Origin of the sequence: Achromobacter sp. NFACC18-2, from assembly GCF_900108985.1 — a bacterium.
Taxonomy (GTDB): Bacteria; Pseudomonadota; Gammaproteobacteria; order Burkholderiales; family Burkholderiaceae_B; genus Achromobacter.
Genome location: NZ_FNYM01000002.1, coordinates 375,016 through 395,395, shown reverse-complemented (window position 1 = coordinate 395,395; position 20,380 = coordinate 375,016). Strand labels below are relative to the sequence as shown.

Below are 20,380 nucleotides of genomic sequence, written 5' to 3'. Positions count from 1 at the left end.
CGCCTCCATCAAACTTCTGCAAGTGGGAATGATGCCTTGAAAGCCGTAGTGAATCCGGGTGGCGCAAGCTTTAGAAGTTCAACCTTCCCTCCCACTCCTTCAGCAACGCGCTTAATTACCGCTAGGCCCAAACCAAGGCCTGAGTTGAGCGGATTTTCGTCGTCTGAGCTCTCCGTTGTTGTAAACAACGGATCCCATATTCGATCTCGCAGATAATCGGGAATGCCAATCCCGTTGTCCGCACAAACCAAAATATGCCGTGAGCCGTCATTAGCCGCATAGATTTTTATCTTGCGATCCACCGCCGTTGATTTGGCGACCAATGCTTTCATGGCGTTCGAGACAAGATTGATCGCCACGCCATGATAAGCCGCCAGAGGAATCGCTGGGCCAAGGAGTTTAGAATCAGCCGCAAGCTCTATGCTAATTTTGTGTTCACTCGCCAACGCCTCGACAGTTTTTGTAGCCACGGTAAGTTGCGCACGCGCTTTAAATGGTGTGATTGCAGTCCTTCGTGAGGCCCCCACAAAAAGGCGCATATATTCGGCTTGCTGAGCAAGCGCAGCTTCGTTTCGCAGAATAATCTCTGTGTCTGAAGCGAGTTCGGGATGCCTGCTAGTGAGCTTTTCGAGTCGTTCACCTATCCGTTGAATCGCCTCGAGCGTTTTCTCGAATTCGTGTGTCATGAAGCCGGCTACTACTCCCATTGTCGACATGAGTTCCAGTGACATACGGACGGTCTTGTCGTAGCTTTCTGCCAGAGAGAATTGTTCTTCGACTTCCCCAAGCTGCCGCAGCATGACGCGTTTGTGATTGGAGCTGATCTCGGCGGATGACTTAATCTCCGTGATTGCTGCAGCTAGAGCAGACCGCGCGTTCGTGCGCGCCTCTTCCTCTCGTTCCTGCTCATGTCGGATGCGGAAAGCGCGGTCAAAGTGCGCCAGGGCCTCAATAGCGAAGCGGACCAGATGCCACAGCAAGCGATAAGCCCCGTTGTCGCGCAGCTGCTCTCGGTCCATATTTGGTTGCAACCAGCTGTCATCCTCTCTGCTCGATGGAGGCGCCTTGCGCGTTGCTACATGGACCCGGCCTATTAGCTGGGGAATTCTCGGAAGCGCGAGCATCGGGTTTAGCGCCGGATCTTTTTTAGCCTGGGGGTCCATAGGATAGAACACCGAGGTGAACAGCGATTGCCAATTCCGTTCGTTTACCGACTTCGACGACTCAATACCGAGCCAATCGCTGTCTTCGTCGCCATACGCTGGCATAGCGAAACCGTTGTCGACAACCGCAATACCTGAGTTTTCCTTTACCCACGACATCGCCTTCTTCCCATTTACGGGAAGATTGGCAAATGTTCCTTGGCGATTTGGGAAGAATCGAATGTCGATGAGTGCAGGGCTGTTAAGGCGTGTCGCTAGGGGCAAGTGGGCCGTATTCTCGAGTTCCTTGGGCAAGCCGCGTCCATCCTTCTCGCCCTCAATTTTCGACAGCCCTTTTGAACTAAAGGGGCTAGCAAATCGGTCGAGTCGAAAGACTTTTTTTTCAATAGGCTTCTTCTGTCCTTTCCAGTAAATGCGGAAATCGACAAGCCCTGTGTCGTCCACACTCACTCGAGCGCGGGCCACATACTTGCTCAAAATCTGCTCGGCCAGTTCGCTCTCATCGCCGTTGCGGGCGTCGTCCGCGAAGTAGACACGAAATCCCGGATCCTCCAGCTCGCCCTCGACCGCGTCGAACTCAAATTCCGGTTCTTCTAAGCCCCCATCTGCCTTAACCAATCTCAGTACATCTGTGCGCACTTTTGAAACCGGCAAATCGATCACATGATCTCGCAGAGATCCTATAAGTAAACGAGTGCCAATCTCAGCGCCGCTCGCCGCCGGGCTAACCGTGTAGTCAATGCTGATGTCTGATACATCAGCTTTCTTGGAAATCTCAAGCCAGTCGAAGACCGCACGCAGTGTAGTCAGTGCACCGCTCTTAGCATCAGAGGTGGTAGATTCGACCACCAGTACGGTTCCGAGGAAGCGTGCAGAGAAGCGGCCGACCCCCTTCGAGCCGGCCATATGCCGTTGGTATAGTCGCGAATGCCGCCGGGTGACTTTATTGGTACTGCTAACAACCATCCAATTGTTAAGAAACTCTTGTTCCGTTAGGCCATGTCCATCATCCGAAACAACGATCTCATCAGGGGAAATTTGAACTTCGCAATAGGTGGCGTCAGCGTCGTAGCTATTCTTAATTAGTTCTGCAAGAGCGATTTCCGGCTTACTCACCAATCTCTCGCCAAGCTCCTCGAAAAGAGCCGCACTTATTTGAAAATGTGCCCTTCTTACCCTACGCGGGTCGGTTTTCTTTGCCATATCGCCTGCGCTCACTGTGCGAAAATTTTCAATTTAGAATCAATTCGGCCAATACCGTATTGAGCTGTCGAACCTCGACCTTCTTGAGCCCGTTCGAATGATGCACCAATCGTCGTCCAAAATCATAGGCTCGTAGCCCCTCGAAAACTCGTTGAACGATCGCAGCCTCCGTGGCCGGTTCGAACAAAACCCCATAGACTGATCCAACTGCAATTGCGCCTATCTCGTTAACCAAGCTCTTTGGCCGTTTTCCAGTAAAGCCTGAAGCTACGAGTAGCCCCGGTTTGGGATGAGGCTTATATTGCCACCACAACCGACGGTTAGCGCAGGTGGTATAACGCCTCCAGCTCGGTTCCGGTACGCCGTCGAGGTAACGCTGCAGTTGCAGTGATGGACGAGGCTTGTCGCTGCGAATCAACCAGCATTTCGCTCCCCGCTGGACAAATAGCTTGTCGAAAGATTTTTTGTCTAGACGGTCCACGGTCTCATCGATTGCTCGAAGCGAAACCACGCACGGCCGTACGTCGACCCCTTTTCTGAGCGAGTGAAATAGCCGCTCTTCCTCCGTTAGGACGAAAATATCCTGTCCTCCGGGACTCAACCCCCGAATTCCTTTGCAAGTTGGGTCTCCATTTTTGTAGCTGAGGACGTGCGAGGAAGTGCCGGAGGCTCTCCCCGAATAACGAATTTCCCCCTCTCGCGTTATGAACCCGAACTTCCATTCACCGTGCTGGGATGCTTTATCAATAATTGTTATTGATGCGGTAGTAAGCACCGTAGGAAATATATCGGATTCGAACCGGAAAACCGATACATCCCACCCATTGGCGCGAATGTACTCGCGTAGTTCGCTAGCGCTAGGGCGGGATACCCATTCATACGGAATAACTTGAGCGACCAATCCATCTGCGCGAGTGCGAAGCAAGGCCTGAGTTAAAAATATTACGAATGCATTAGCGGTTTTTTTTAACTGCGGACCGCCGTCGCGGACAATTGACTCAAGTGCGACATTTCGCCAATCATTATCGAGTCCGTGGTGTCGGATATAGGGAGGATTGCCGACGCAGACCGCGAACCCTCCTTCCTTCCATGCTAAAGCATCAGCCACAACCAACCTCGCGTTTGGGGGCAATTGCGCCGTATCGACCTTTTTGCTATCCCGCTCGATGCCGGTGTAATGACCATATATGCCCTTGACATGGCTAAACCTGCCGTCCCCAGCACCAAGGTCGAGAACGGACTCGAAGATCATGTTTTGACGCATCTTCGATGCCAATTTCCACACAAGACGAACTACGTCTGGAGGCGTTTCCACTTGGCACCGTTCAAGATGAGAACTTTTCATTTGTTACAATGCACCATGTTGTGAAGTATATTTTAACATTCGATGATCCGAACTCCAGCTGAACCGTATTGTGAAGAACGATTGGCTTTTTTGCGATAACGGCCGGCATGGAATTTGCCATAGAACCGTTTGCAGGTAGACAGGGCCAGTGTTGTACATGTCACGTGGTCACGAACACTAGCATCAACACCTCGTGAACTTGTCGCCGATTTGTCCTATTCAGATGTTTGAGCACGTCCCTGCGACATATACTCCACCACCTACCGCCACCAACGGTAGCCCGGTGTGGAAGCCGGTAAATTCGTCGGTGTTGACCTCCAGTCAGCACGCCTTTGCACGCTCCATGGGCGGGCCTTGGCAGGGGTGCGCTAGTCGCACGCCGGTTCCGACGATCCGGTCTTCCAACCTTGTCCTGTGCCCGCCCGCCCTATTTGGAAGTGGGGCAGCGGGATTCCCATATCGTCGGAGGAAGTCTATGCAAACGCACCCGCTCACCGAAAACCCCTGGTCCGTCGACACCAATCCCGAATACGGCCTGGTTCCCCTTTCCAACCTCTACAACATCGACCGCGCCCGATACGCCATCGCTTCGATCGCTCGCCTTGTCGGTAACAGCGCCTCTGAACCGGACGCAACCGGCTCGCAGCCGCTGGACGCGTGGACCGTGGCCGCATTGATGGGCGGCGTGGAAGGCCTGCGTGACCACATGGGCGCAATGACCGACGCCATGCTGGAATCGGCACGAGCGTGCGCACAAGACGCCGGTCGCGCCGACCCTACGCACGACGCACCCGCATCGATGCAGTAAGCGCAAGAACGGCTCGGGCCTGCCGCGATGTGCGACAGGCCCGAGCCGTTAGATCTCGACGCGTACGTAGGCGATCTAAAGGCCTCCTATTGCCCGGTCGTCAGGACTCACCCACTTGCGCCGTCTGACCGCGCGCATCCCCCGCCGTCACCAACGCATAGTTGTACCCCTGCCCCGACCAATACCGCGCCACCAGCTCGCCATCCTTCCGGCTCCCCTGCGCCAGAAACTGTCCTCCGGGTCCAGGCGGCCGGATATAAAACGTAGCGCGCTGCCCCGCATTCTCATAGATAACAATCGCCGCCGGCCCCTGATCGGTAGCCAACAGTCGCGCGGCAACAGGCCTAAACCCGCTATCACTCAAATTAGGCAACCGCTCGGCATGCGCAAAATACGCATCCAACCACCCCTGCAAATCCCCAGCATCGGCCCGCACATCCGGCTGCGGTGCATCCGCAGACGCAAACAGCCGATAAGCCTGCATCGCATCCTGCATCGGCAGCACCCGACTCGCCAAGGCCGTATCACGAGCACTCCATCCCGTGACGCCGCCAATCGCCACCGCCACAACCAAACTAGCCGCCATCACCATCCGCCGCCGCGCACGAACCCTCAGCCCCGCACGCACCGCAGCAGGATCCAACGCAGGATTACCCGGCAAACCCTCACCGCCAGCCCCTTCCCGCAGCCGCTGCGCATCACGACGCCACGCCTCCAATTCCTGCGCCTCATCAGGATGCGCCCGCAAGTACGCCTGCAGCTCCTGCAACTGCGACGGATCCAACTGTCCATCCACATACGCATTCCGCGTCAGATCATCGATAGCGCGTTCTTTCATTTCAATATCCTCAGACGAGCCTCGCCGGACTGTCCCTCATGCAATTCACGCAAGGCACTCCGCGCGCGGGACAGGCGCGACATGACGGTGCCCAGCGGTACGTCTAAAACATCGGCGACGGCCTTGTAGCTCATGCCTTCCACGCTGACGAGCCACAGCAGCGTGCGCTGCGCCTCGGGCAGGCGTTCGAAAACATCCAGGGAAGATCGCGCGATGACCTCGCGCTCGGCCGACGGCGCGGCGGCGTCGGACCCGGCAAACCACGACAGCAGCCGCGCATAGCGGCGCGAGCGGCGTTGAGCGTCCAGAAACTGGCGGTACAGGATGGTGAAGAGCCACGCTCGCACGTCGCCTTGCGGACGGCGGCCGCGCCAGCGGGTGAGCGCTCTTTCCAAAGTGGATTGCACCAGGTCGTCGGCCGCGACCGCGTCGCGCGTGAGGCGCAGCGCAAAACGCCGCAGGCGCGGCAGTAGTTGGCGCAGCACGGCGTCGGAGAGTTCTCCCGCTGGCATCTCGTCGTCGGGGGATGCCGGCGCGTCGGGCGGCACGCGGACCGGTTGAATCATGGCGGGTTCCTGGGACAGGCCTGCGCAACGAGCTTACAGGTCAATGCCGTAAGACGCCGCGCCGGCGGGTTTATTCCATGACGGAATAATTTTTTTCGCACGGCGTCCTACAGGGGTATTCATCGCCCCATGGGCAAGGAGCCTTATGCAACAAGGATCTGACCGCAACGGCCCGCCGCCGGGTCAAACGCCACCGGGAAGCCAGCCGCCGGGCCGCTTGCCGCCGAATCGTCAAACGACGGGTGCGCGGCAACAAGACGGCAATCCCTCGGAAGGCCGGCCCCAGAAGCCCCGTCCGCTCACCACCCCCCAAACCCTCCTTCGCCTCACGGCAATCGGCGCCATCGTGCTGGCCTCCGGCGCCGCGTTCGCCTACGTTGGCGGCTGGCTCGACCCTCAGCGCCTGACCCCAGATCGCGTGGTGAACGCCCTGGAAGCCAACAGCGGCGTGCACGAGGGCTTTCGCCGCAACCATGCCAAAGGCGTCTGTGTCATCGGCCGCTTCGAAAGCAGCGGCGCCGCGCACGACTTGTCCACTGCCTCGGTGTTCGCCCCGGGCAGCACGCCGGTGGTGGGACGGCTGGCGCTGCCCGGCGGCAATCCTTACGCGTCGGACTCCAGCGTCCCGATCCGCAGCTTTGCCTTGATGTTCACGTCGGCCAATGGCGAACAGTGGCGAACCGGCATGAACAGCATGCCGGTGTTTCCGCTGTCGACCCCGCAGGCATTCTACGATCAGCAGCTTGCCGGTCGGCCCGATCCCAAGACGGGCAAGCCCAATCCGCAGCGCATGCAGGCCTTCTTTGCGGCGCATCCTGAAACGGCGGCGTTCCTTGCGTGGGCCAAGACCGCCAAGCCTTCGGCCAGTTACGCCACTGAAGACTATTACGGCCTGAACGCGTTCTACCTGGTCGGTGGGAACGGAAAGCGCCAGCCGGTGCGCTGGCAGTTGGCGCCGATGGACGCGGCGGCGGCGCCTGTGGCGCAGCCGGGACACGATGCCGACTATCTGCAGGGTGACCTACAACAGCGCCTGACCCAAGGGCCGTTGCGCTGGCGTCTGCTGCTCACCTTGGGCGAACCCGGCGATTCCACTAGTGATGCAACCCGACAGTGGCCGGCAGACCGGCCGACTGTCGACGCCGGCACCGTGGTGATAACCAGCAGCGCCCCGCAAAGCGATGGTCCCTGTCGCGATGTGAACTACGACCCGACGGTGTTGCCGCAAGGCATCGCAGTTTCCGACGATCCGCTGCTGGCGGCGCGATCCGCGGCCTATGCCGCTTCTTATGAACGCCGCACGGGTGAAGGGCCGCCTCAAGCCGCCGCTGCGTCATCCCATTCGACTCAACCGGAGCACGCCCAATGATCTCGTCGCCCAATCAAACCCGCCGGCCGCCCGCCACGTTCAGCCTATTCGCACGCGTGCTGCATTGGTCGATGGCGGCCGGCATACTCGCGATGCTGTTCATCGGTGTGGGCATGGTGGCCTCGGTGTCCGAGCGGCATCAGTGGCTGGTGCAGATCCATAAGCCGTTGGGCTTGGCGTTGCTGGCGCTGGTGTGCATACGGCTGGCCAGGCGTGTGTTCAGGGGTGCACCTGCGTTGCCGGCGGATCTGCCGGCCTGGCAACGTCATGCGGCGCTTGCCTCGCACGTCCTGCTGTACGCGCTGATGTTTGCGATGCCATTGATCGGCTGGGCGATGCTGTCGGCGGGTGGTTATCCGGTCGTGGCGGGCGGTTGGCAGTTGCCGCCCATTGCGCCTGCGGATGCGGCGCTGTTCAGTTGGCTGCGGGGTGCGCATCGCTATCTGGCATTCCTGCTGTTCGCGACGGTGCTGCTGCATCTGGCCGCAGCGTTGTTTCACGGCTGGGTGCGGCGGGATGGCGTGCTGGAATCGATGACGCGCGGGCGTCCGGTGTCATCGCGCTAACGTGAGGAATGGGCCACGTGAGGCATCCTCCATGGCCCATGCGATCTGCACTCAAAAGGTGCGACACGAATTCGTCCGGAGCACTGTTCTGTCGTCTGATATTGGCGCCTTTAGAATTCATCGATGAAGGATGACTCTTCATAATGAGCTGCTCATTGCCGATGCCTGGGCAGGCGTTCAAGGGCATGCTCGAACACGAAGGGACGATAAGGGCATGAAGAAGCGGGACTTAAGTTCAGAGATTGCCGAAGGATTCGAGGCACTAGCGCAAGCCAGGGAAGGAAAACGAACTTTGCGCACCCATACCACGAGCATTTACCGCCGAGATGGCGTACTTCCGGAATGGCAGCCTAATCCCTGGGACATACAGGGTGCGGCCGTCGACGCCCAAGAGCTCGGCTTTCACGAAAGGGCTATCAAGCCGATCCTTCGACGGACTGATCGTCCCTGACGAGCGGCCATATATCCCCGGTGACTCGGGCCGGCATAATGTCGCCTTGTCAGCGCTCGAGCGTATATTCTTCCGGCTGACAATTGGGCATTCGGATTTGCACAGTTGGCAGCAAATGCCGAGTTCTGGTACTCGCAACGGCATGGTCGAATCATAAAACTGGATTGGAAGTAATCATGAGCATCGAAGCAATCATTCGGCGAGAGCAACAACGCTACGTGGACTTTTTTGTTGGCGCGAAAGCCGCGCTTTTGCAAGAGAATGCGCAAGTCCAGACTGAAGTGCTCATCAGCCAGCGGGACGAAACGATCTCGTATCCCTATCGCTACATGCGCGTTGATGCCAGGCACATGCAAAGTGAAGGAAAGTGGAGCTTCAATATGCAGCATCTGGGCGCGGATCCGGAAGTCGACTCATGCCGCTATGACTGCGGAACATTTCAACTGGATATCCATCCATTTGCGTGGTCCGACATGCAGATCATTTTCGACAAGCCGCCCACCGACATGGGCAAGATTGAAAAATGGATCACGCACTGGCTGGATGTTGAGGATACCGGCGCGTATGCGCACTCTGGGGTGAGCGGTGCCATACATAACTTCTTTCCCGTTGAGCAGCGGGATCCGCTTTGGATCTTGATGGGAGATATGGGAACGGCACCGCCGGAGGCGCTGCTCGAACTTCTGACGGAATTAGGGCGGCAGGGGATGTCGCACATTGTGATCGCTGGAGGCTGACCGATGCCCGCGCGGCCTGCTCATGACGCCATCTCGCGAACGAAGATCGTATGACCCGATTCCATTGGGAGCCTCTCGATCTTCTGGAGTTTCTGGGCGTATCGCCTGCCGAGGCGGAGGGCGGCACCTCATACCGCTATGTTCTTGAACAGCCGCCTCTAAGTCTGGTGCTAACAATTTGGCCTTTGGAGGGCGATGTTGAGGTTGCGATTCGATGTGCCGACATGCGTGAACCGGTGGTGCATTTCCATCTTCTAAGCTGCCCTGGTGTACGGGTCATAGACGATAAGTGGGGGAAATTTATCGAATTCGCCGCCGCCAACTTATTCGCTGGTCGAGTTCATATTGGCCAACCCGCACCACATGGATTTCGGCTTCGAGTCGAGCCGAATCTGCAAATTACGACCTTCAACCACGACGCGTAGCTTGCGGTAGTCTTTGGCGTGACTCGCGCTCTGAAGTGGGCCGCTGGCAGACTTTGATCCACGTTGGCGATACCCTGGGGCGGCGGGCACCAGATCCAGGGAGAGTCACGCTAGCATTGCGCACAGTTGTGCGAGCAGCCCTCTCAGTTCGGCTTCCACGTCACGCCATCCTTCGTCCGATACTTCGGCGTTCCCGTGCAACACCCGCCAGCCCCAAGCGCCTGCCGCCCGATGAACGCCGTCACGCCGCCCTTATCTTCCGTCAGCGATTGACTCAAGCATGATGTCGGCAAGGGATAGAAATCGCCTTCCAGCACCAGCGTCCAGCTCACGTTCTCGCCTTCGGCTGGGTCAACCCGATACACCTTGCAGTTGTGCGCAAGCAGATGAATAGGCTTTCCCGCGAGCACGCCCTTGAACTGATGTTCAGCTGGCGCCTCACGCGTGGCGATGGTTTCAGCAGTGAGCTTCGACCCGGCCGGCGGTGGCGGCAGTGACGGCTCGCATGCGGCAAGCAGGCTGGTCGCGCATAGCGTCATTGCGACGCGGCGGGCGGAATGCTTCAGCGATGGTGTCGTTTTCTTGGTGGCCATACTCGCTCCTTGGGCGACATCTTAGGCCTCAAGTACCAAACTCACGCCAGACCGAGAGCCGCAAAGCGAAGAACCCATCCCGAAGCCCCCCCGCATCATCGAATCCGACCCGTTTCGCCTTCACCCCTATAATGGGAACCATTCCCATTAACAAAGCCCGTCCGATGTCCGCCAACCCCAGCGCCAGTCCCGACGCCGGTATTTCGACGCTTTACCGTGACCACCATTCTTGGCTGCATGGCTGGCTGCGCCTGAAACTCGGCGACGCGCATCGCGCGGCGGATCTGGCGCAGGACGCGTTCGTCCGCCTACTGTCGGCCAATTCCTCCACCCAGACCGAAACCGCCCTGCGCGAACCGCGCGCTTACTTGCGCACCATCGCCAACCGCCTGCTGGTGGACCATTGGCGCCGCCAGGAAATCGAGCGCAACTACCTGGCGGTGTTGCAGACCTATCCCCAACAACATTGGCCGTCCGAGGAGTCGCGCCTGCTGATCCTGGAATCGCTGGAGCAGATCGCGCAGATGCTGGGCCGGTTGAAGCCCGAGGTGAGCGAGGTTTTCCTGTTGGCGCAGATGGAGGGCCATACCTGCCCGCAGATCGCGCGGCAGGTGGGCAAGTCGGTGGCGACGGTGGAGCGCTATCTGGCGCAGGCATTGCAACACTGCTATCGCCTGGTCTATGAGTGCTGATCGCGTTGCGTCCGGCAAGACCGGCGCGGGTGCGGACGCCACCCTGAATGGCGCGGGCGATGCGGCGGTGCTGGACGCCGCCATCCGTTGGCGCATCAAGCTGCAATACAACACGGCGGACGCGTCGGCGTGGCGGGCGTTCGATGTGTGGCTGGGCGCCAGCCCGGCGCATGCGCTCGTGTGGGAGCGGTTGCAGGCGCTCAGCGCGCGTTTGCAGCGGCCCGCGATGGACATGCCGCCGGAAGCCGCGGCGCGAATTCTTCGGCAGACGGGAACGGCGCAGGCGCTGCGTTCGCGGCGCAAGGCGTTGATGTCGCTGGGTGTGCTGGCGGCGGGCGGCTGGATGGCGTGGCAGGCGCGCGATGTCCAGCTGGTGCAGCACGCGCTGGCGGATGTGGCCACGTCTCGCGGCGAGCGGCGGCGGGTCGTGTTGCCGGACGGCGGCACGCTGGTGCTGAACACGGACACGGCGGTCAACATCCGTTATGGCGATCATGCGCGCCGGATCACGTTGCTGGCCGGCGAGGTCTACCTGATCTCCGGCAGCGACCCGCTGTCACGTCCGCTGTTCGTCGAAACGCGCGATGGCCAGGCGCGCGCGATGGGGACGCGCTATCGGGTGCGTCAGTGGGACGAGGCCAGCGAAGTGTCGGTGGCCGAAGGCATGGTCGCCATGCTTCCGCGCGATGGCGGCGATGAGGACGCAAAGACACTGCAGGCAGGCGAATCCGCACGGATGACGCGTCAGAAGGTATTCAGTGCGGGGCCAACCGACGTGCGCGTGATGGACGGCGGCGCGTGGGTCGAAGGTGCGCTGTCGGTGCGGGACATGCCGCTCGCCGCATTCCTGCAGGAACTGTCCCGCTATCACGGCGCAATAGAATGCGACCCCGCCGTGGCGCGGCTTAGCGTATCCGGCGTGTTCCAGTTGGACGACACGCGCAAGGTGCTGGCGCTGCTGCGTCAGATCCTGCCGATCGAACCGCAAGCCGGCCGCCTGTGGTGGGGCGGACGCGTGACGCGGGTGCGGGCGCGCGCCTGATGGACAACGCCTGGCGAAAAATATTTGAGGGGATCGGCGAATTCGTTCGTCATACCGCTTGAAGCAGTGCGCACTGCCCAAGATGGACCGACCCTCATTGGAGTAACCCTTTCGTGAAGACCTACCGACACCCGGCCGCCACGGCGCCGGGCGCCCGGGCTTGCATGCGCGCCTGCCCCACCCCTTCCCTTGCCGTTCTGCTGCCGCTGGCGGCGGCGCTCGGTCTGGCCGCGTTGTCCGCCAGCCCGATGACCGTGCGTGCCCAGACGGTGCCTGCCGCAAACGCGCCCTCTGCCACGTCGCGCGCCTATGCAATTGCACCGGGACCGTTGAACGACACGCTGGCGGAATTCGCCCAGCAGGCCGGCATTTCGCTGGCGTACTCGTCCGCGCAGTTGAACGGTGGGCGTAGCGCGGGCCTGAATGGCCAGTATGGCGTGGCGGACGGTTTGCGCGCGCTGCTGTCGGGCACGGGCTATCGCGCCGTCAACGTGGACGGCGGCATCCGCATCGAGGCCGAGCCGCAATCCGCGGCCAGCACGCTGGCGCCGGTGCTGGTGACGGGCGTCTTCAATGCGACCACCGAGAACACGAACTCCTACGCGGCCCGGGCAGCGACCATCGGCAAGACCGAGGAAGCGCTTAAGGATATTCCGCAGTCCGTCACGGTGATCACGCGCCGGCGCATGGACGATCAGAACCTCTCGACCATCAGCGAGGTGCTGGAGAACACGACGGGCGTGACGATCAGCGAAGTGGCCGACGGCGGCCGCAATTTCTATTCGCGCGGTTTCAAGATCACGAACATCCAGTACGACGGCGTGCCGCTGTCGCGCAGCTTCTACGCGGTGGGCAACAGTTTCACGGGCAGCACGGCGTATCTGGATCGCGTCGAAGTGCTGCGGGGTGCGCAAGGCCTGATGGAAGGCGCGGGCCAGCCGGGCGGATCGGTCAACCTGGTGCGCAAACGCCCCACCGCCGAGACGCAGGTGCTGATGGAGGCGCGTGCCGGTTCATGGGACCACGTGGGCGGGATAGTGGATGCGGGCGGTGCGCTTAACGCCGACGGCAGTTTGCGGGCGCGTGCGGTGCTGGACTACGACACCAAGGGTTCGTTCATCGACGTGGTGAAGGAACGCAACACCAACCTGTACTTTGCGCTGGACTACGACGTGTCGCCGCGCACGACGGTGGGGGTTGGCGTGCTGGTGTCGCGCGTTCGATCCACGCCCTTCTTTGGCGGGCTGCCGCGTTACAGCGACGGCCGCTCGCTGGACTTGAAGCGTTCGACCTTTCTGGGTGCGGACTGGAACCAGTGGGACCGCGACGAGACCCAGGTCTTCGCCGACCTGACGCATCGCTTCAACAGCGACTGGCGGCTGAACATCGCGGGCACCTACGTGAAGGAAAGCAGCCTGACGTCGGCGCTGGATGCGACGGGCGCGGTGGACCCGGTGACGTTGATGGGGCCGATGCGCAATGCCTGGAACTACGACAAGTCCGCCGAGCATTTTGGGTTTGATGCCAATGTGAACGGCCGCTTCACGACGTGGGGCATGGCGCAGGACCTGACGGTGGGTGTGAGCATGTCGCGCCTGAAGTCCAGCGACCGGATCGAGTACGCGTCCAACTACCTGCCGCTGGATGTGTTCCATCCGGATCCGCATGTACCCAAGCCCGAGAGCTTTCCGGATTCGCAGCGGCTGTCCCGCTATGACCCGCACGTGCAGAAAGGCATCTATGCGCAGTTGCGCAGCGGCCTGACGGATAACCTGACGCTGGTCTCGGGCGGGCGATTCAGCTGGTTTGAAAGCCGCTACACGACGCAGGCCGCAACGTGGGACGACGTCAGCACCGCGAAAGCCAGCGCCGAGTTCACGCCGTTCCTGGGCCTGGTGTATGCGCTGACGCCGCAGTGGTCGGCCTATGCCAGCTATGCGGACATCTTCGAGCCGCAGACGGCCACAACGCTGGACGGCAGCATCCTTAAACCCATCGTGGGCGCCAACTATGAAGTGGGCATCAAGGGTGAGTTGATGGACGGCAGGCTGAACACGTCGTTCGCCGTCTACCGCATCGACCAGAAGAATCGCGCGGTGCAGGATTACGAGGCCGGACCGGTCTGCAACGGCGGCTATTGCTCGCGCGCGGCGGGCAAGGTGCGCAGCCAGGGCTTCGAGGCCGAGATGAGCGGCGAACTGGCGCCGGGCCTGCAAGTGGCCGCCGGCTATACGTTCAACAGCAACAAGTATCTGAGCGACCCCGAGCGCGAGGGCCAGACCTTCAGCGAGGAAACGCCGCGGCATATGCTGCGCGTGTGGAGCGAATACCGTCTGCCGGGTGACCTGAATCGGTTGAGCGTGGGCGCGGGCGTCAATTGGCAGAGCGCGTTGACCAATACGATTTCAAATGTGCGGCGCCCTTCGTATAGCGTGTGGAATGCGCGCGTTGCGTATGACCTGACTTCGCATTGGACTGCGGCGGTGAACGTGAACAATCTGTTCGACAAGGTCTACTACGAGTACCCGGGCTATCTGGAGAACCGCAACAACTATGGCGCGCCGCGCAGCGTGCTGCTGACGCTGCGGGGAAGATTCTGACGCGTTCTTTACGCAATTGAAAACGGCCTGCCGGATGCTCCGGCAGGCCGTTTGCTTTTCGCGCGGTCAGGCGACGTTGGCGAAGCGCTTTTCCAAATACGCGATGATGTCGTTGGATTCGTACATCCAGCGCGTGCCTTCGGCGTCTTCGATGCGCAAACAAGGCACCTTCACCTTGCCTCCGCCCGCCTGCAATGCGGCGCGCGCTTCCGCGTCGTTCTTGGCATCCTTCAGCGCGACCGGCACGTTGAGCCGGTGCATGGCGCGGCGTGTCTTCACGCAGAAGGGGCAGGCCTGAAATTGATACAGCGAGAGCGCGGCCGCGTCGGCATTGACGGCGGCCTGGCCTTGCGGCGAGCGCCTCTGCGGACGCGGACGGGTCAGTGCGTCGCCCAGGACAATGATTTGACCCAGGCCGACACGCAGGGCTTTGACGAGCATGGATGTGGACTCGGAAGGTTGAGAGAGGCTGCCAGTCTACCCTGTGCGGCGGCATAGGCGCTTGCGTGGCGCGGTAAGGAAGCAGAGGCGTCTGGCGCATGCCGTGACGCTTGCCGCGATATCATGCCCTGGCGCCTCGCCCGCATCCCGCTGGCAGGATTCAGTGGCAGGCGCCGATTCACTCAACATCCGAACTCATAAAGGAACGAAGACCGATGACGCTGTCTCGCCGCGTGCTTGCCCTTGTATGCGTGTCTGCCCTGCTCGCCCCGGCCGCTGCCTGGGCACAGTCGCCAAACGATGGAAAGCTGGCGGCCGACGCGGCAGCGGTGCGGGACCGGCATCGCGGGACCACGGACAAGTTGCTCGGTGAAGCTCTCGAAGACATGGCGCTGGTGGTAGTCCCGACCGTCAATTTCGATGCGCAGCCGCCGCGCGATTTTGATGATGCGGCCACGCGGGATCAATTTACCCGGCAGAGCAGCGTGCTCTTGCACTGGCAACATAAGACCGAGAAGGGATTCGCGATCACGGTGGGGCAAGGCAAGCACAAGTTTGTTTTCTCCGACACGGGGCCGATGTTCCAGACGACGCACGGCGCGGTCGCGTATCAGGTGATTCCGGTCTGGCCCGGCGAATACCGGCTCAATCGCATTACCTACCACCAGCCGCGGACGGCGTTGCCGGACTCGACGGTGCGCGCGAAATCGATGGACTATCTGAAGGATCTCGGCATGGCGACGTTGACCGAGACGGCGGATATCGACTTCAAGAAGGACGGACCCTGGACGCCGCTTTCGCCGAGCGAGGATGGGCTGGGCTCCGGCTGCGAGGTCACGTTGCGCTATGGGGACGGCTGCAATGAGGCGGCCCGGGAGTATCGCTGGGTGGAGGGGGCCAGGCGCGCCTTCCACAATCGCGAGGCAGAGATGTTGCCGGTTGCGGGCGTTGACATAGAGCTGCTGTTTACGCCGTTGGCGACGATCACGCTGAAAGCGGGTGACGTGGTCCTGACGGACGGGTTCAAGTTGCCGGACGACCAGCCGAAGATGGTCAAGGATTCGTGCGGCGTGTTGGCGCGGGAATGGGTGTGCGTGGTGGAGTCGATGACATTGGAGCGTTTGCCCGCAAGCCTTGAGGATTTTCGGAAGGCGCGTAGTGCTGCCAGTTTCCAGCTGCCGAAGTTGGATGCCGCGTTGCAAGAGCTGGTCTATCGGGAACCTAAGTATTACTTCGATCCGGCGGCTGGGGCGCCGAATCGGTTTGAGATGAGTAAAGAAAGCTGGAAATAAAGCCGGTCGCAGTTGCTTCGTGATCAGCGCGGAGCCCAGTCGAGTTCCAGAAGATGCAGTGCGCCTGCGGGTCCCCTACTCAGCTCTTTCGACCAAGTGAAGGCTTCCATGGCCAACTGGAATCAAAGACGATACGATGGCCCCAATAAAAAGGAGAGACGATGGAAGATAAATCGTACCGAGCACGCATGGTTCCTGAGCTGATGGTCAGAGATCTCGCGCGTAGTCGGCAATTCTGGATCGACTTGTGCGGCTTCGAGGTCGTCTATCAGCGCGAAGAGGAGGGGTTTGTTTTCCTTGACCGCGAGGGCGCACAGTTCATGCTTGAAGAGGTCCGAGGGGACGGTGGCTGGGTCACGGCACCGCTTGAAGCGCCGTTGGGTCGTGGCGTGAATTTCGAGATCAAGGTGAAGTCGATCGACGCACTGTGCAGAACGTTACGCGACGCCGATTGGCCGTTGTACCGGGAGCCGGAGGGGCGATGGTACAGAAGCGGGGAAATCGAGATTGGCGTGCAACAGTTTCTAGTGCAAGACCCTGATGGCTACCTGTTGCGCTTTTCGGCTTGGATCGGAAATCGCCCTTTGTGATGCGCAACGCGCTCCATCTAAGGCACTACCGCTGCATTTAGAACTTCCTGGTACGAATTAAGGGCAGGACGGCTCAACAAGGGAGCGATTGATGCGAATCACGGCGGCCCCAAGCTCTGGCCACCCGGCGGTCGTGCTACGGCAGCTAGAGCGATCCGACGCGGACGATTGGTATTCTTATCTTTCCTTGCCGGAGGTGTTCCAGCATACGAGCTGGAATCTGGATTCAGTCAGAGACCTTTCCCGCTTGTTCGACTTGTTCGATTCCCCCTCTGGCGATTCGGACCGACGGCTAGCTATCGTCGACAGACTTGACGATCGGCTCATCGGGACAATCGGTTTTCACACCATATCGAACGCCAACAACACTGCTGAAATCGCTTACGACGTCGCTCCATCACATTGGGGATTGGGTATCGCGGGCGCGGTATGCGACGCTGTTACCCGATGGGCCTTCTCTACATACGGATTTATCCGTGTGCAGGCCACGGTCTTGCACACCAACGTGCGGTCCGAGCGCGTTCTTAAGCGATGTCACTTTCGCCGCGAAGGACTTCTACGCTCTTACCGAATGGTCCGAGGAACGCCAGGGGACTTTGTGCTGTATTCGAAGCTGTCTACTGATGAGATGAGGTATGAGCGCTGAGCGACCACGCTGCGCTTCTCTTCGTCTGATTTCGGCTTCGGCAAGTGGGAAGGCGGGCTCGGCTTCGTCACACTACATCTCCTAGCGAGTAGCGTTGATCTCGTTCGACACGCTGAGTGCTCGCAAAAACGCAGCTCGCACTGCCGCGTTTGAACAGGGAGTTTAGTAAGTGAAGGGGCGAAAACTGCATCGCGTGGTTGGTCGATGGCGGGTGTATCGACTTGAGGTCAAAAGTCTGGGCTGCGGCGCTTCAATCTACTTTGCGCCTCTCAATAAATTGTTAGTACAATTAAATCGTGCTAACCGTTATTGAGACGGGCGAATTTGGTGTTTGGGCGGCTAAGGTGTGGAGCGACTCCGAACGCGAGGCATTCGTTGACTGGATCGCGGAGAACCCTGAAGCGGGGGACGTTGTTCCCGGTTCTGGCGGATGTAGAAAGGTGCGGTGGTCGCGCAGCGGTATGGGAAAGCGCGGCGGCGCCCGCGTGATCTATTACCTTCGATTGACCCATGGTGAGGTGGTGCTTCTGATCGTGTACGCCAAAGCCAAATTCGACAATCTTCCTGTCTCGTTCCTAGCCAAACTCAAGGAGACCTTTGATGGCCAAGAAACCTGATCCCGAGATTGCCGAATTTGAGGCGGCTCTGCTGCGAAGTGCGAAGCAGGCTGCGCGAGGCCAATACGCTCGCGTGCACAAGCCTGACGACATTGTGCGTCGCCGTGGCCGGCCCGTGGGCAGCACCGTTGCAACGCGAAAGTCGGCAACCACCATTCGTCTTGATGAGGAGATCCTGACAGCTTTCAAGGCAACTGGGCAGGGTTGGCAGACGCGGATCAACAACGCGTTGAGAGACTGGTTGAAGACGCATCGCTTGACGTGATAAGCGTGCGGGAACGCGAATGCGATTAGCGTCGGCATCCGTTACCGAGACGGCAACCGTTCCGTCGCAGATTCGCTCATGCAATCGGAAGTGGTCAAATTGGCGAAGAGTCTCTCTGTGCTCTCTTCGTCTGCTTTCAGGTTCCGCTACGGGGAAGGCCGGATCAGCACTGTCACAATAGATCTCCTAGCAAGCAGCGGTGATCTCATTCGAAAATCTGAGTGTGCGTAGACACGCAGCTCGCATTCTCACGCTTGAGCGGAACGGGGAGACTCGTTAGTGGTAGGCAGCCGAGGTCGACAATCTTCCAGCCTCGTTCCTCGTCAAAATGAAGGAGTGCCTTGATGGCCAGGAAACCTGATGCCGAGATGACCGAGTTTGAGGTCGGACTGCTTCGTAGCGCGAAGCAGGCTGCGCGATGCCAATATGCTTGCGTGCACAAGCCTGACGATATCGTGCGGCGGCGTGGGCGTTCCGTAGGTAGCACTGCCGCAAGTCGAAAGTCTGCCGCCACCATTCGTATCAATGAAGATATCCCGGTTGCTTTCAAGGGGACAGGGCGGGGCTGGCAGACGCGCATCAATAATGCGCTGAAAGACTGGCTGACGTCGCATCAGTTGACCTAAGAGCGTGCTTGCACGCATTCTTGCGGTCAGCCTTGTCATGCGCTCGTAGCGCGAGGGCGCAGGCTATTTCAACGGCAGATCCTCCACCGCCTCGCGCAATTGCCTGGCCCTGCGGTGATTGAGTTCGGCCACACAGGCCAGCTTGCCCATGTCGTGTGCGTTGCCCGCCGCACCGCCGCTCAACGATGCGGACCACTCGCATTGCGCCGAACGGTATTCCGCGAATGCCCGATTCGAGGCCGCGAGCCGCGCCTTGGTCTGGTCGACGTATCGGGTTTCCTCGTCCCACTCGTCCAGGGCTGCGGTAGCTTCCCTTTGCGCTGCCGCCAGCGCCTTGCCGCTTCCCTCGGCGGCGCGCGACAGGCAATCCCGCATTCCAGCCTGCGAATCCGCGGAGCATGTCGCGTACAGCTCCTGTTCGGTCTGCACACCGTCGGCAGCCATGGTGTCGGTTAGCGGTGCTAGAGCCAGCATGGCTTGAAGTATTACGGAACCTGGACGCATAAAGTAAGAGTTTCGAGCCAATGGCAGCGCGTCGCCATCAGATCCGTCCGATACATAGTCGCCAGGGATGCGATCAGTCCATACCGGGTTCAAACCCCGTCAACCAGCCTCAACGTGTTGACCAGCAACCCATGCAGGCTATCCACCGCCTTCGACCCGCGCGACGCCTTGCTCCGATAGACCGCCACCTGCATGGGCTCCAACGGCCCAAGCCCATGCTGGCTGCCCAGTATCTGCAAGTGCGGGGGAACGCTGCACTGCGTGAGCACCGCGACCGCCAGGCCGCTTTCGACCGCGGCGATCTGTCCCGCCAGGCTTGAGCTGTTGTACACGAGCCGGTGCTTGCGCCCCTGCAGCGCCAACGCGTTCAGCGCGCTGCGGCGCGCGAGGCTGGATTCTTCGTACATGGCGATGGGTAGGGGATCGCGGCGCCACAGTGCGAATTCTTCCGAGCCGATCCACACCATGGGTTCATGGAACAGCAAGGTGCCGCGGCGCGCGTGGTCGCGCGACACCAGGGCCAAGTCCAGGTCGCCCGAGGCCACGCGCGGGATCAGCGAGGTCGATTGCTCGCAGCTCAAGACGATTTCCACGCCGCTGTGGCGCGGGGCAAAGCGCTTTAGCACGGGCGTCAGGTATTTGGCCGCGTAGTCGTCGGGAACGCCCAGGCGCACGACGCCGCGCAGTGCTTCCGCGCCCAAGGCGACGTGGGCTTCGGCCTGCAGGTCCAGGATGCGGCGCGCATAGCCCAGCAGCTTTTGGCCTTCGGTGGTGAGTTCCAGCGTGCGGGTGTCGCGCTCGATCAGCCTGTGCCCGAGCGCCGCTTCGAGTTTCTTGAGCTGCATGCTGACGGCGGACTGGGATCGGTGCACTTCGCCTGCCGCGCGAGACAGGGAGCCCGCGTCGATGACGGCGACGAAAGAGCGCAGCCAGTCCATCTGGAGATCGCGTGCCGAGGCGCTCATGATGTTTCGATTTTCGAATGGAAGATAGAGGAATTA

The 20,380-nt window shown here is 60.3% G+C and carries 22 protein-coding genes; 14 read left to right on the top strand and 8 right to left on the bottom strand.

The window, feature by feature from the left end:
- Positions 1-8: 8 nt before the first annotated feature.
- Positions 9-2,366 carry an ATP-binding protein gene (locus BMW75_RS04230; RefSeq protein WP_092577079.1) on the bottom strand — a complete coding sequence of 786 codons (2,358 nt, stop codon included), beginning with the start codon at positions 2,364-2,366 and terminating at the stop codon, positions 9-11.
- Positions 2,367-2,394: 28 nt separating this feature from the next.
- Positions 2,395-3,618: a class I SAM-dependent methyltransferase gene (locus tag BMW75_RS29015; protein WP_175493091.1), complete on the bottom strand. Its 1,224-nt coding sequence runs from the start codon at positions 3,616-3,618 to the stop codon at positions 2,395-2,397.
- A gap of 568 nt (positions 3,619-4,186) precedes the next feature.
- Between BMW75_RS29015 and BMW75_RS04225 the strand changes: the two genes are divergently transcribed.
- Entirely contained in the window at positions 4,187-4,519 is a 333-nt protein-coding gene (locus BMW75_RS04225; protein ID WP_092577076.1) for a hypothetical protein, read from the top strand.
- A 100-nt stretch (positions 4,520-4,619) separates the two neighbouring features.
- Here BMW75_RS04225 and BMW75_RS04220 read toward each other — a convergent pair whose 3' ends face one another.
- Complete coding sequence (locus tag BMW75_RS04220; protein ID WP_092577073.1) at positions 4,620-5,357, bottom strand: anti-sigma factor family protein; 738 nt, start codon at positions 5,355-5,357, stop codon at positions 4,620-4,622.
- On the bottom strand, positions 5,354-5,869 hold the full coding sequence (locus tag BMW75_RS04215; RefSeq protein ID WP_217646928.1) for a sigma-70 family RNA polymerase sigma factor: 516 nt from the start codon (positions 5,867-5,869) through the stop codon (positions 5,354-5,356). Before BMW75_RS04215 ends, BMW75_RS04220 begins: the two co-directional genes overlap by 4 nt.
- Before the next feature lie 199 nt (positions 5,870-6,068).
- Here BMW75_RS04215 and BMW75_RS04210 point away from each other — a divergent pair, with 199 nt between their 5' ends.
- The 4 genes from BMW75_RS04210 to BMW75_RS29670 all read left to right on the top strand — a co-directional run bounded on the left by BMW75_RS04210 (position 6,069) and on the right by BMW75_RS29670 (position 9,471).
- Positions 6,069-7,292 carry a catalase family peroxidase gene (locus BMW75_RS04210; RefSeq protein WP_254791937.1) on the top strand — a complete coding sequence of 408 codons (1,224 nt, stop codon included), beginning with the start codon at positions 6,069-6,071 and terminating at the stop codon, positions 7,290-7,292.
- A complete protein-coding gene (locus BMW75_RS04205; RefSeq protein WP_092577067.1) occupies positions 7,289-7,858 on the top strand; it encodes a cytochrome b in 570 nt (189 codons plus the stop codon). The genes BMW75_RS04210 and BMW75_RS04205 overlap by 4 nt, the downstream gene beginning before the upstream one ends.
- Before the next feature lie 627 nt (positions 7,859-8,485).
- On the top strand, positions 8,486-9,046 hold the full coding sequence (locus tag BMW75_RS04195; RefSeq protein WP_092577064.1) for a hypothetical protein: 561 nt from the start codon (positions 8,486-8,488) through the stop codon (positions 9,044-9,046).
- Positions 9,047-9,096: 50 nt separating this feature from the next.
- The gene (locus BMW75_RS29670) at positions 9,097-9,471 is read left to right on the top strand and encodes a hypothetical protein (RefSeq protein ID WP_254791936.1); all 375 of its coding nucleotides are present in this window, start codon (positions 9,097-9,099) and stop codon (positions 9,469-9,471) included.
- A gap of 143 nt (positions 9,472-9,614) precedes the next feature.
- Here BMW75_RS29670 and BMW75_RS04185 read toward each other — a convergent pair whose 3' ends face one another.
- Positions 9,615-10,064 (bottom strand): hypothetical protein, encoded by a 450-nt coding sequence (locus BMW75_RS04185; protein WP_254791935.1) that lies wholly within the window; start codon positions 10,062-10,064, stop codon positions 9,615-9,617.
- Between the two features lie 164 nt (positions 10,065-10,228).
- On the opposite strand from BMW75_RS04185, the gene BMW75_RS04180 reads away from it, so the two are divergent.
- The 3 genes from BMW75_RS04180 to BMW75_RS04170 all read left to right on the top strand — a co-directional run bounded on the left by BMW75_RS04180 (position 10,229) and on the right by BMW75_RS04170 (position 14,398).
- Positions 10,229-10,756 carry a sigma-70 family RNA polymerase sigma factor gene (locus tag BMW75_RS04180; protein WP_092577061.1) on the top strand — a complete coding sequence of 176 codons (528 nt, stop codon included), beginning with the start codon at positions 10,229-10,231 and terminating at the stop codon, positions 10,754-10,756.
- Entirely contained in the window at positions 10,746-11,798 is a 1,053-nt protein-coding gene (locus BMW75_RS04175; protein ID WP_092577059.1) for a FecR domain-containing protein, read from the top strand. The genes BMW75_RS04180 and BMW75_RS04175 overlap by 11 nt, the downstream gene beginning before the upstream one ends.
- A 113-nt stretch (positions 11,799-11,911) precedes the next feature.
- Positions 11,912-14,398, top strand: coding sequence for a TonB-dependent siderophore receptor (locus BMW75_RS04170; RefSeq protein WP_254791934.1), 2,487 nt, complete (start codon positions 11,912-11,914; stop codon positions 14,396-14,398).
- A 66-nt stretch (positions 14,399-14,464) separates the two neighbouring features.
- Here the strand turns inward: BMW75_RS04170 and BMW75_RS04165 are convergent, their stop codons facing one another.
- Entirely contained in the window at positions 14,465-14,839 is a 375-nt protein-coding gene (locus BMW75_RS04165; RefSeq protein ID WP_092577053.1) for a glutaredoxin family protein, read from the bottom strand.
- A gap of 215 nt (positions 14,840-15,054) precedes the next feature.
- Between BMW75_RS04165 and BMW75_RS04160 the strand changes: the two genes are divergently transcribed.
- The 6 genes from BMW75_RS04160 to BMW75_RS04135 all read left to right on the top strand — a co-directional run bounded on the left by BMW75_RS04160 (position 15,055) and on the right by BMW75_RS04135 (position 18,875).
- On the top strand, positions 15,055-16,131 hold the full coding sequence (locus BMW75_RS04160) for a hypothetical protein (protein ID WP_092577050.1): 1,077 nt from the start codon (positions 15,055-15,057) through the stop codon (positions 16,129-16,131).
- Positions 16,132-16,292: 161 nt separating this feature from the next.
- Positions 16,293-16,721: a bleomycin resistance protein gene (locus BMW75_RS04155; RefSeq protein ID WP_092577047.1), complete on the top strand. Its 429-nt coding sequence runs from the start codon at positions 16,293-16,295 to the stop codon at positions 16,719-16,721.
- A gap of 91 nt (positions 16,722-16,812) precedes the next feature.
- On the top strand, positions 16,813-17,367 hold the full coding sequence (locus BMW75_RS04150) for a GNAT family N-acetyltransferase (protein WP_092577042.1): 555 nt from the start codon (positions 16,813-16,815) through the stop codon (positions 17,365-17,367).
- A 296-nt stretch (positions 17,368-17,663) separates the two neighbouring features.
- Positions 17,664-17,984 (top strand): transcriptional regulator, encoded by a 321-nt coding sequence (locus BMW75_RS04145; RefSeq protein WP_092577039.1) that lies wholly within the window; start codon positions 17,664-17,666, stop codon positions 17,982-17,984.
- Positions 17,968-18,249, top strand: coding sequence for a BrnA antitoxin family protein (locus BMW75_RS04140; protein ID WP_092577036.1), 282 nt, complete (start codon positions 17,968-17,970; stop codon positions 18,247-18,249). Before BMW75_RS04145 ends, BMW75_RS04140 begins: the two co-directional genes overlap by 17 nt.
- Before the next feature lie 344 nt (positions 18,250-18,593).
- Positions 18,594-18,875 carry a BrnA antitoxin family protein gene (locus tag BMW75_RS04135; protein ID WP_092577033.1) on the top strand — a complete coding sequence of 94 codons (282 nt, stop codon included), beginning with the start codon at positions 18,594-18,596 and terminating at the stop codon, positions 18,873-18,875.
- Positions 18,876-18,938: 63 nt separating this feature from the next.
- Here the strand turns inward: BMW75_RS04135 and BMW75_RS04130 are convergent, their stop codons facing one another.
- The gene (locus tag BMW75_RS04130; RefSeq protein ID WP_254791933.1) at positions 18,939-19,319 is read right to left on the bottom strand and encodes a lysozyme inhibitor LprI family protein; all 381 of its coding nucleotides are present in this window, start codon (positions 19,317-19,319) and stop codon (positions 18,939-18,941) included.
- Positions 19,320-19,468: 149 nt separating this feature from the next.
- Positions 19,469-20,344, bottom strand: coding sequence for a LysR family transcriptional regulator (locus BMW75_RS04125; RefSeq protein ID WP_092577027.1), 876 nt, complete (start codon positions 20,342-20,344; stop codon positions 19,469-19,471).
- Between the last annotated feature and the right edge of the window lie 36 nt (positions 20,345-20,380).

Bases quoted from the DNA above. Each gene is read 5' to 3' on its own strand.
- BMW75_RS04195 (WP_092577064.1), top strand. From the start codon at position 8,486: ATGAGCATCGAAGCAATCATTCGGCGAGAGCAACAACGCTACGTGGAC.
- BMW75_RS04160 (WP_092577050.1), top strand. From the start codon at position 15,055: ATGACGCTGTCTCGCCGCGTGCTTGCCCTTGTATGCGTGTCTGCCCTG.
- BMW75_RS04150 (WP_092577042.1), top strand. From the start codon at position 16,813: ATGCGAATCACGGCGGCCCCAAGCTCTGGCCACCCGGCGGTCGTGCTA.
- BMW75_RS29670 (WP_254791936.1), top strand. From the start codon at position 9,097: ATGACCCGATTCCATTGGGAGCCTCTCGATCTTCTGGAGTTTCTGGGC.
- BMW75_RS04215 (WP_217646928.1), bottom strand. From the start codon at position 5,869: ATGCCAGCGGGAGAACTCTCCGACGCCGTGCTGCGCCAACTACTGCCG.
- BMW75_RS04165 (WP_092577053.1), bottom strand. From the start codon at position 14,839: ATGCTCGTCAAAGCCCTGCGTGTCGGCCTGGGTCAAATCATTGTCCTG.
- BMW75_RS04210 (WP_254791937.1), top strand. From the start codon at position 6,069: ATGCAACAAGGATCTGACCGCAACGGCCCGCCGCCGGGTCAAACGCCA.
- BMW75_RS29015 (WP_175493091.1), bottom strand. From the start codon at position 3,618: ATGATCTTCGAGTCCGTTCTCGACCTTGGTGCTGGGGACGGCAGGTTT.
- BMW75_RS04205 (WP_092577067.1), top strand. From the start codon at position 7,289: ATGATCTCGTCGCCCAATCAAACCCGCCGGCCGCCCGCCACGTTCAGC.
- BMW75_RS04220 (WP_092577073.1), bottom strand. From the start codon at position 5,357: ATGAAAGAACGCGCTATCGATGATCTGACGCGGAATGCGTATGTGGAT.
- BMW75_RS04130 (WP_254791933.1), bottom strand. From the start codon at position 19,319: ATGGCTGCCGACGGTGTGCAGACCGAACAGGAGCTGTACGCGACATGC.
- BMW75_RS04125 (WP_092577027.1), bottom strand. From the start codon at position 20,344: ATGAGCGCCTCGGCACGCGATCTCCAGATGGACTGGCTGCGCTCTTTC.
- BMW75_RS04175 (WP_092577059.1), top strand. From the start codon at position 10,746: ATGAGTGCTGATCGCGTTGCGTCCGGCAAGACCGGCGCGGGTGCGGAC.
- BMW75_RS04180 (WP_092577061.1), top strand. From the start codon at position 10,229: ATGTCCGCCAACCCCAGCGCCAGTCCCGACGCCGGTATTTCGACGCTT.
- BMW75_RS04230 (WP_092577079.1), bottom strand. From the start codon at position 2,366: ATGGCAAAGAAAACCGACCCGCGTAGGGTAAGAAGGGCACATTTTCAA.
- BMW75_RS04225 (WP_092577076.1), top strand. From the start codon at position 4,187: ATGCAAACGCACCCGCTCACCGAAAACCCCTGGTCCGTCGACACCAAT.
- BMW75_RS04140 (WP_092577036.1), top strand. From the start codon at position 17,968: ATGGCCAAGAAACCTGATCCCGAGATTGCCGAATTTGAGGCGGCTCTG.
- BMW75_RS04185 (WP_254791935.1), bottom strand. From the start codon at position 10,064: ATGGCCACCAAGAAAACGACACCATCGCTGAAGCATTCCGCCCGCCGC.
- BMW75_RS04155 (WP_092577047.1), top strand. From the start codon at position 16,293: ATGGAAGATAAATCGTACCGAGCACGCATGGTTCCTGAGCTGATGGTC.
- BMW75_RS04135 (WP_092577033.1), top strand. From the start codon at position 18,594: ATGGCCAGGAAACCTGATGCCGAGATGACCGAGTTTGAGGTCGGACTG.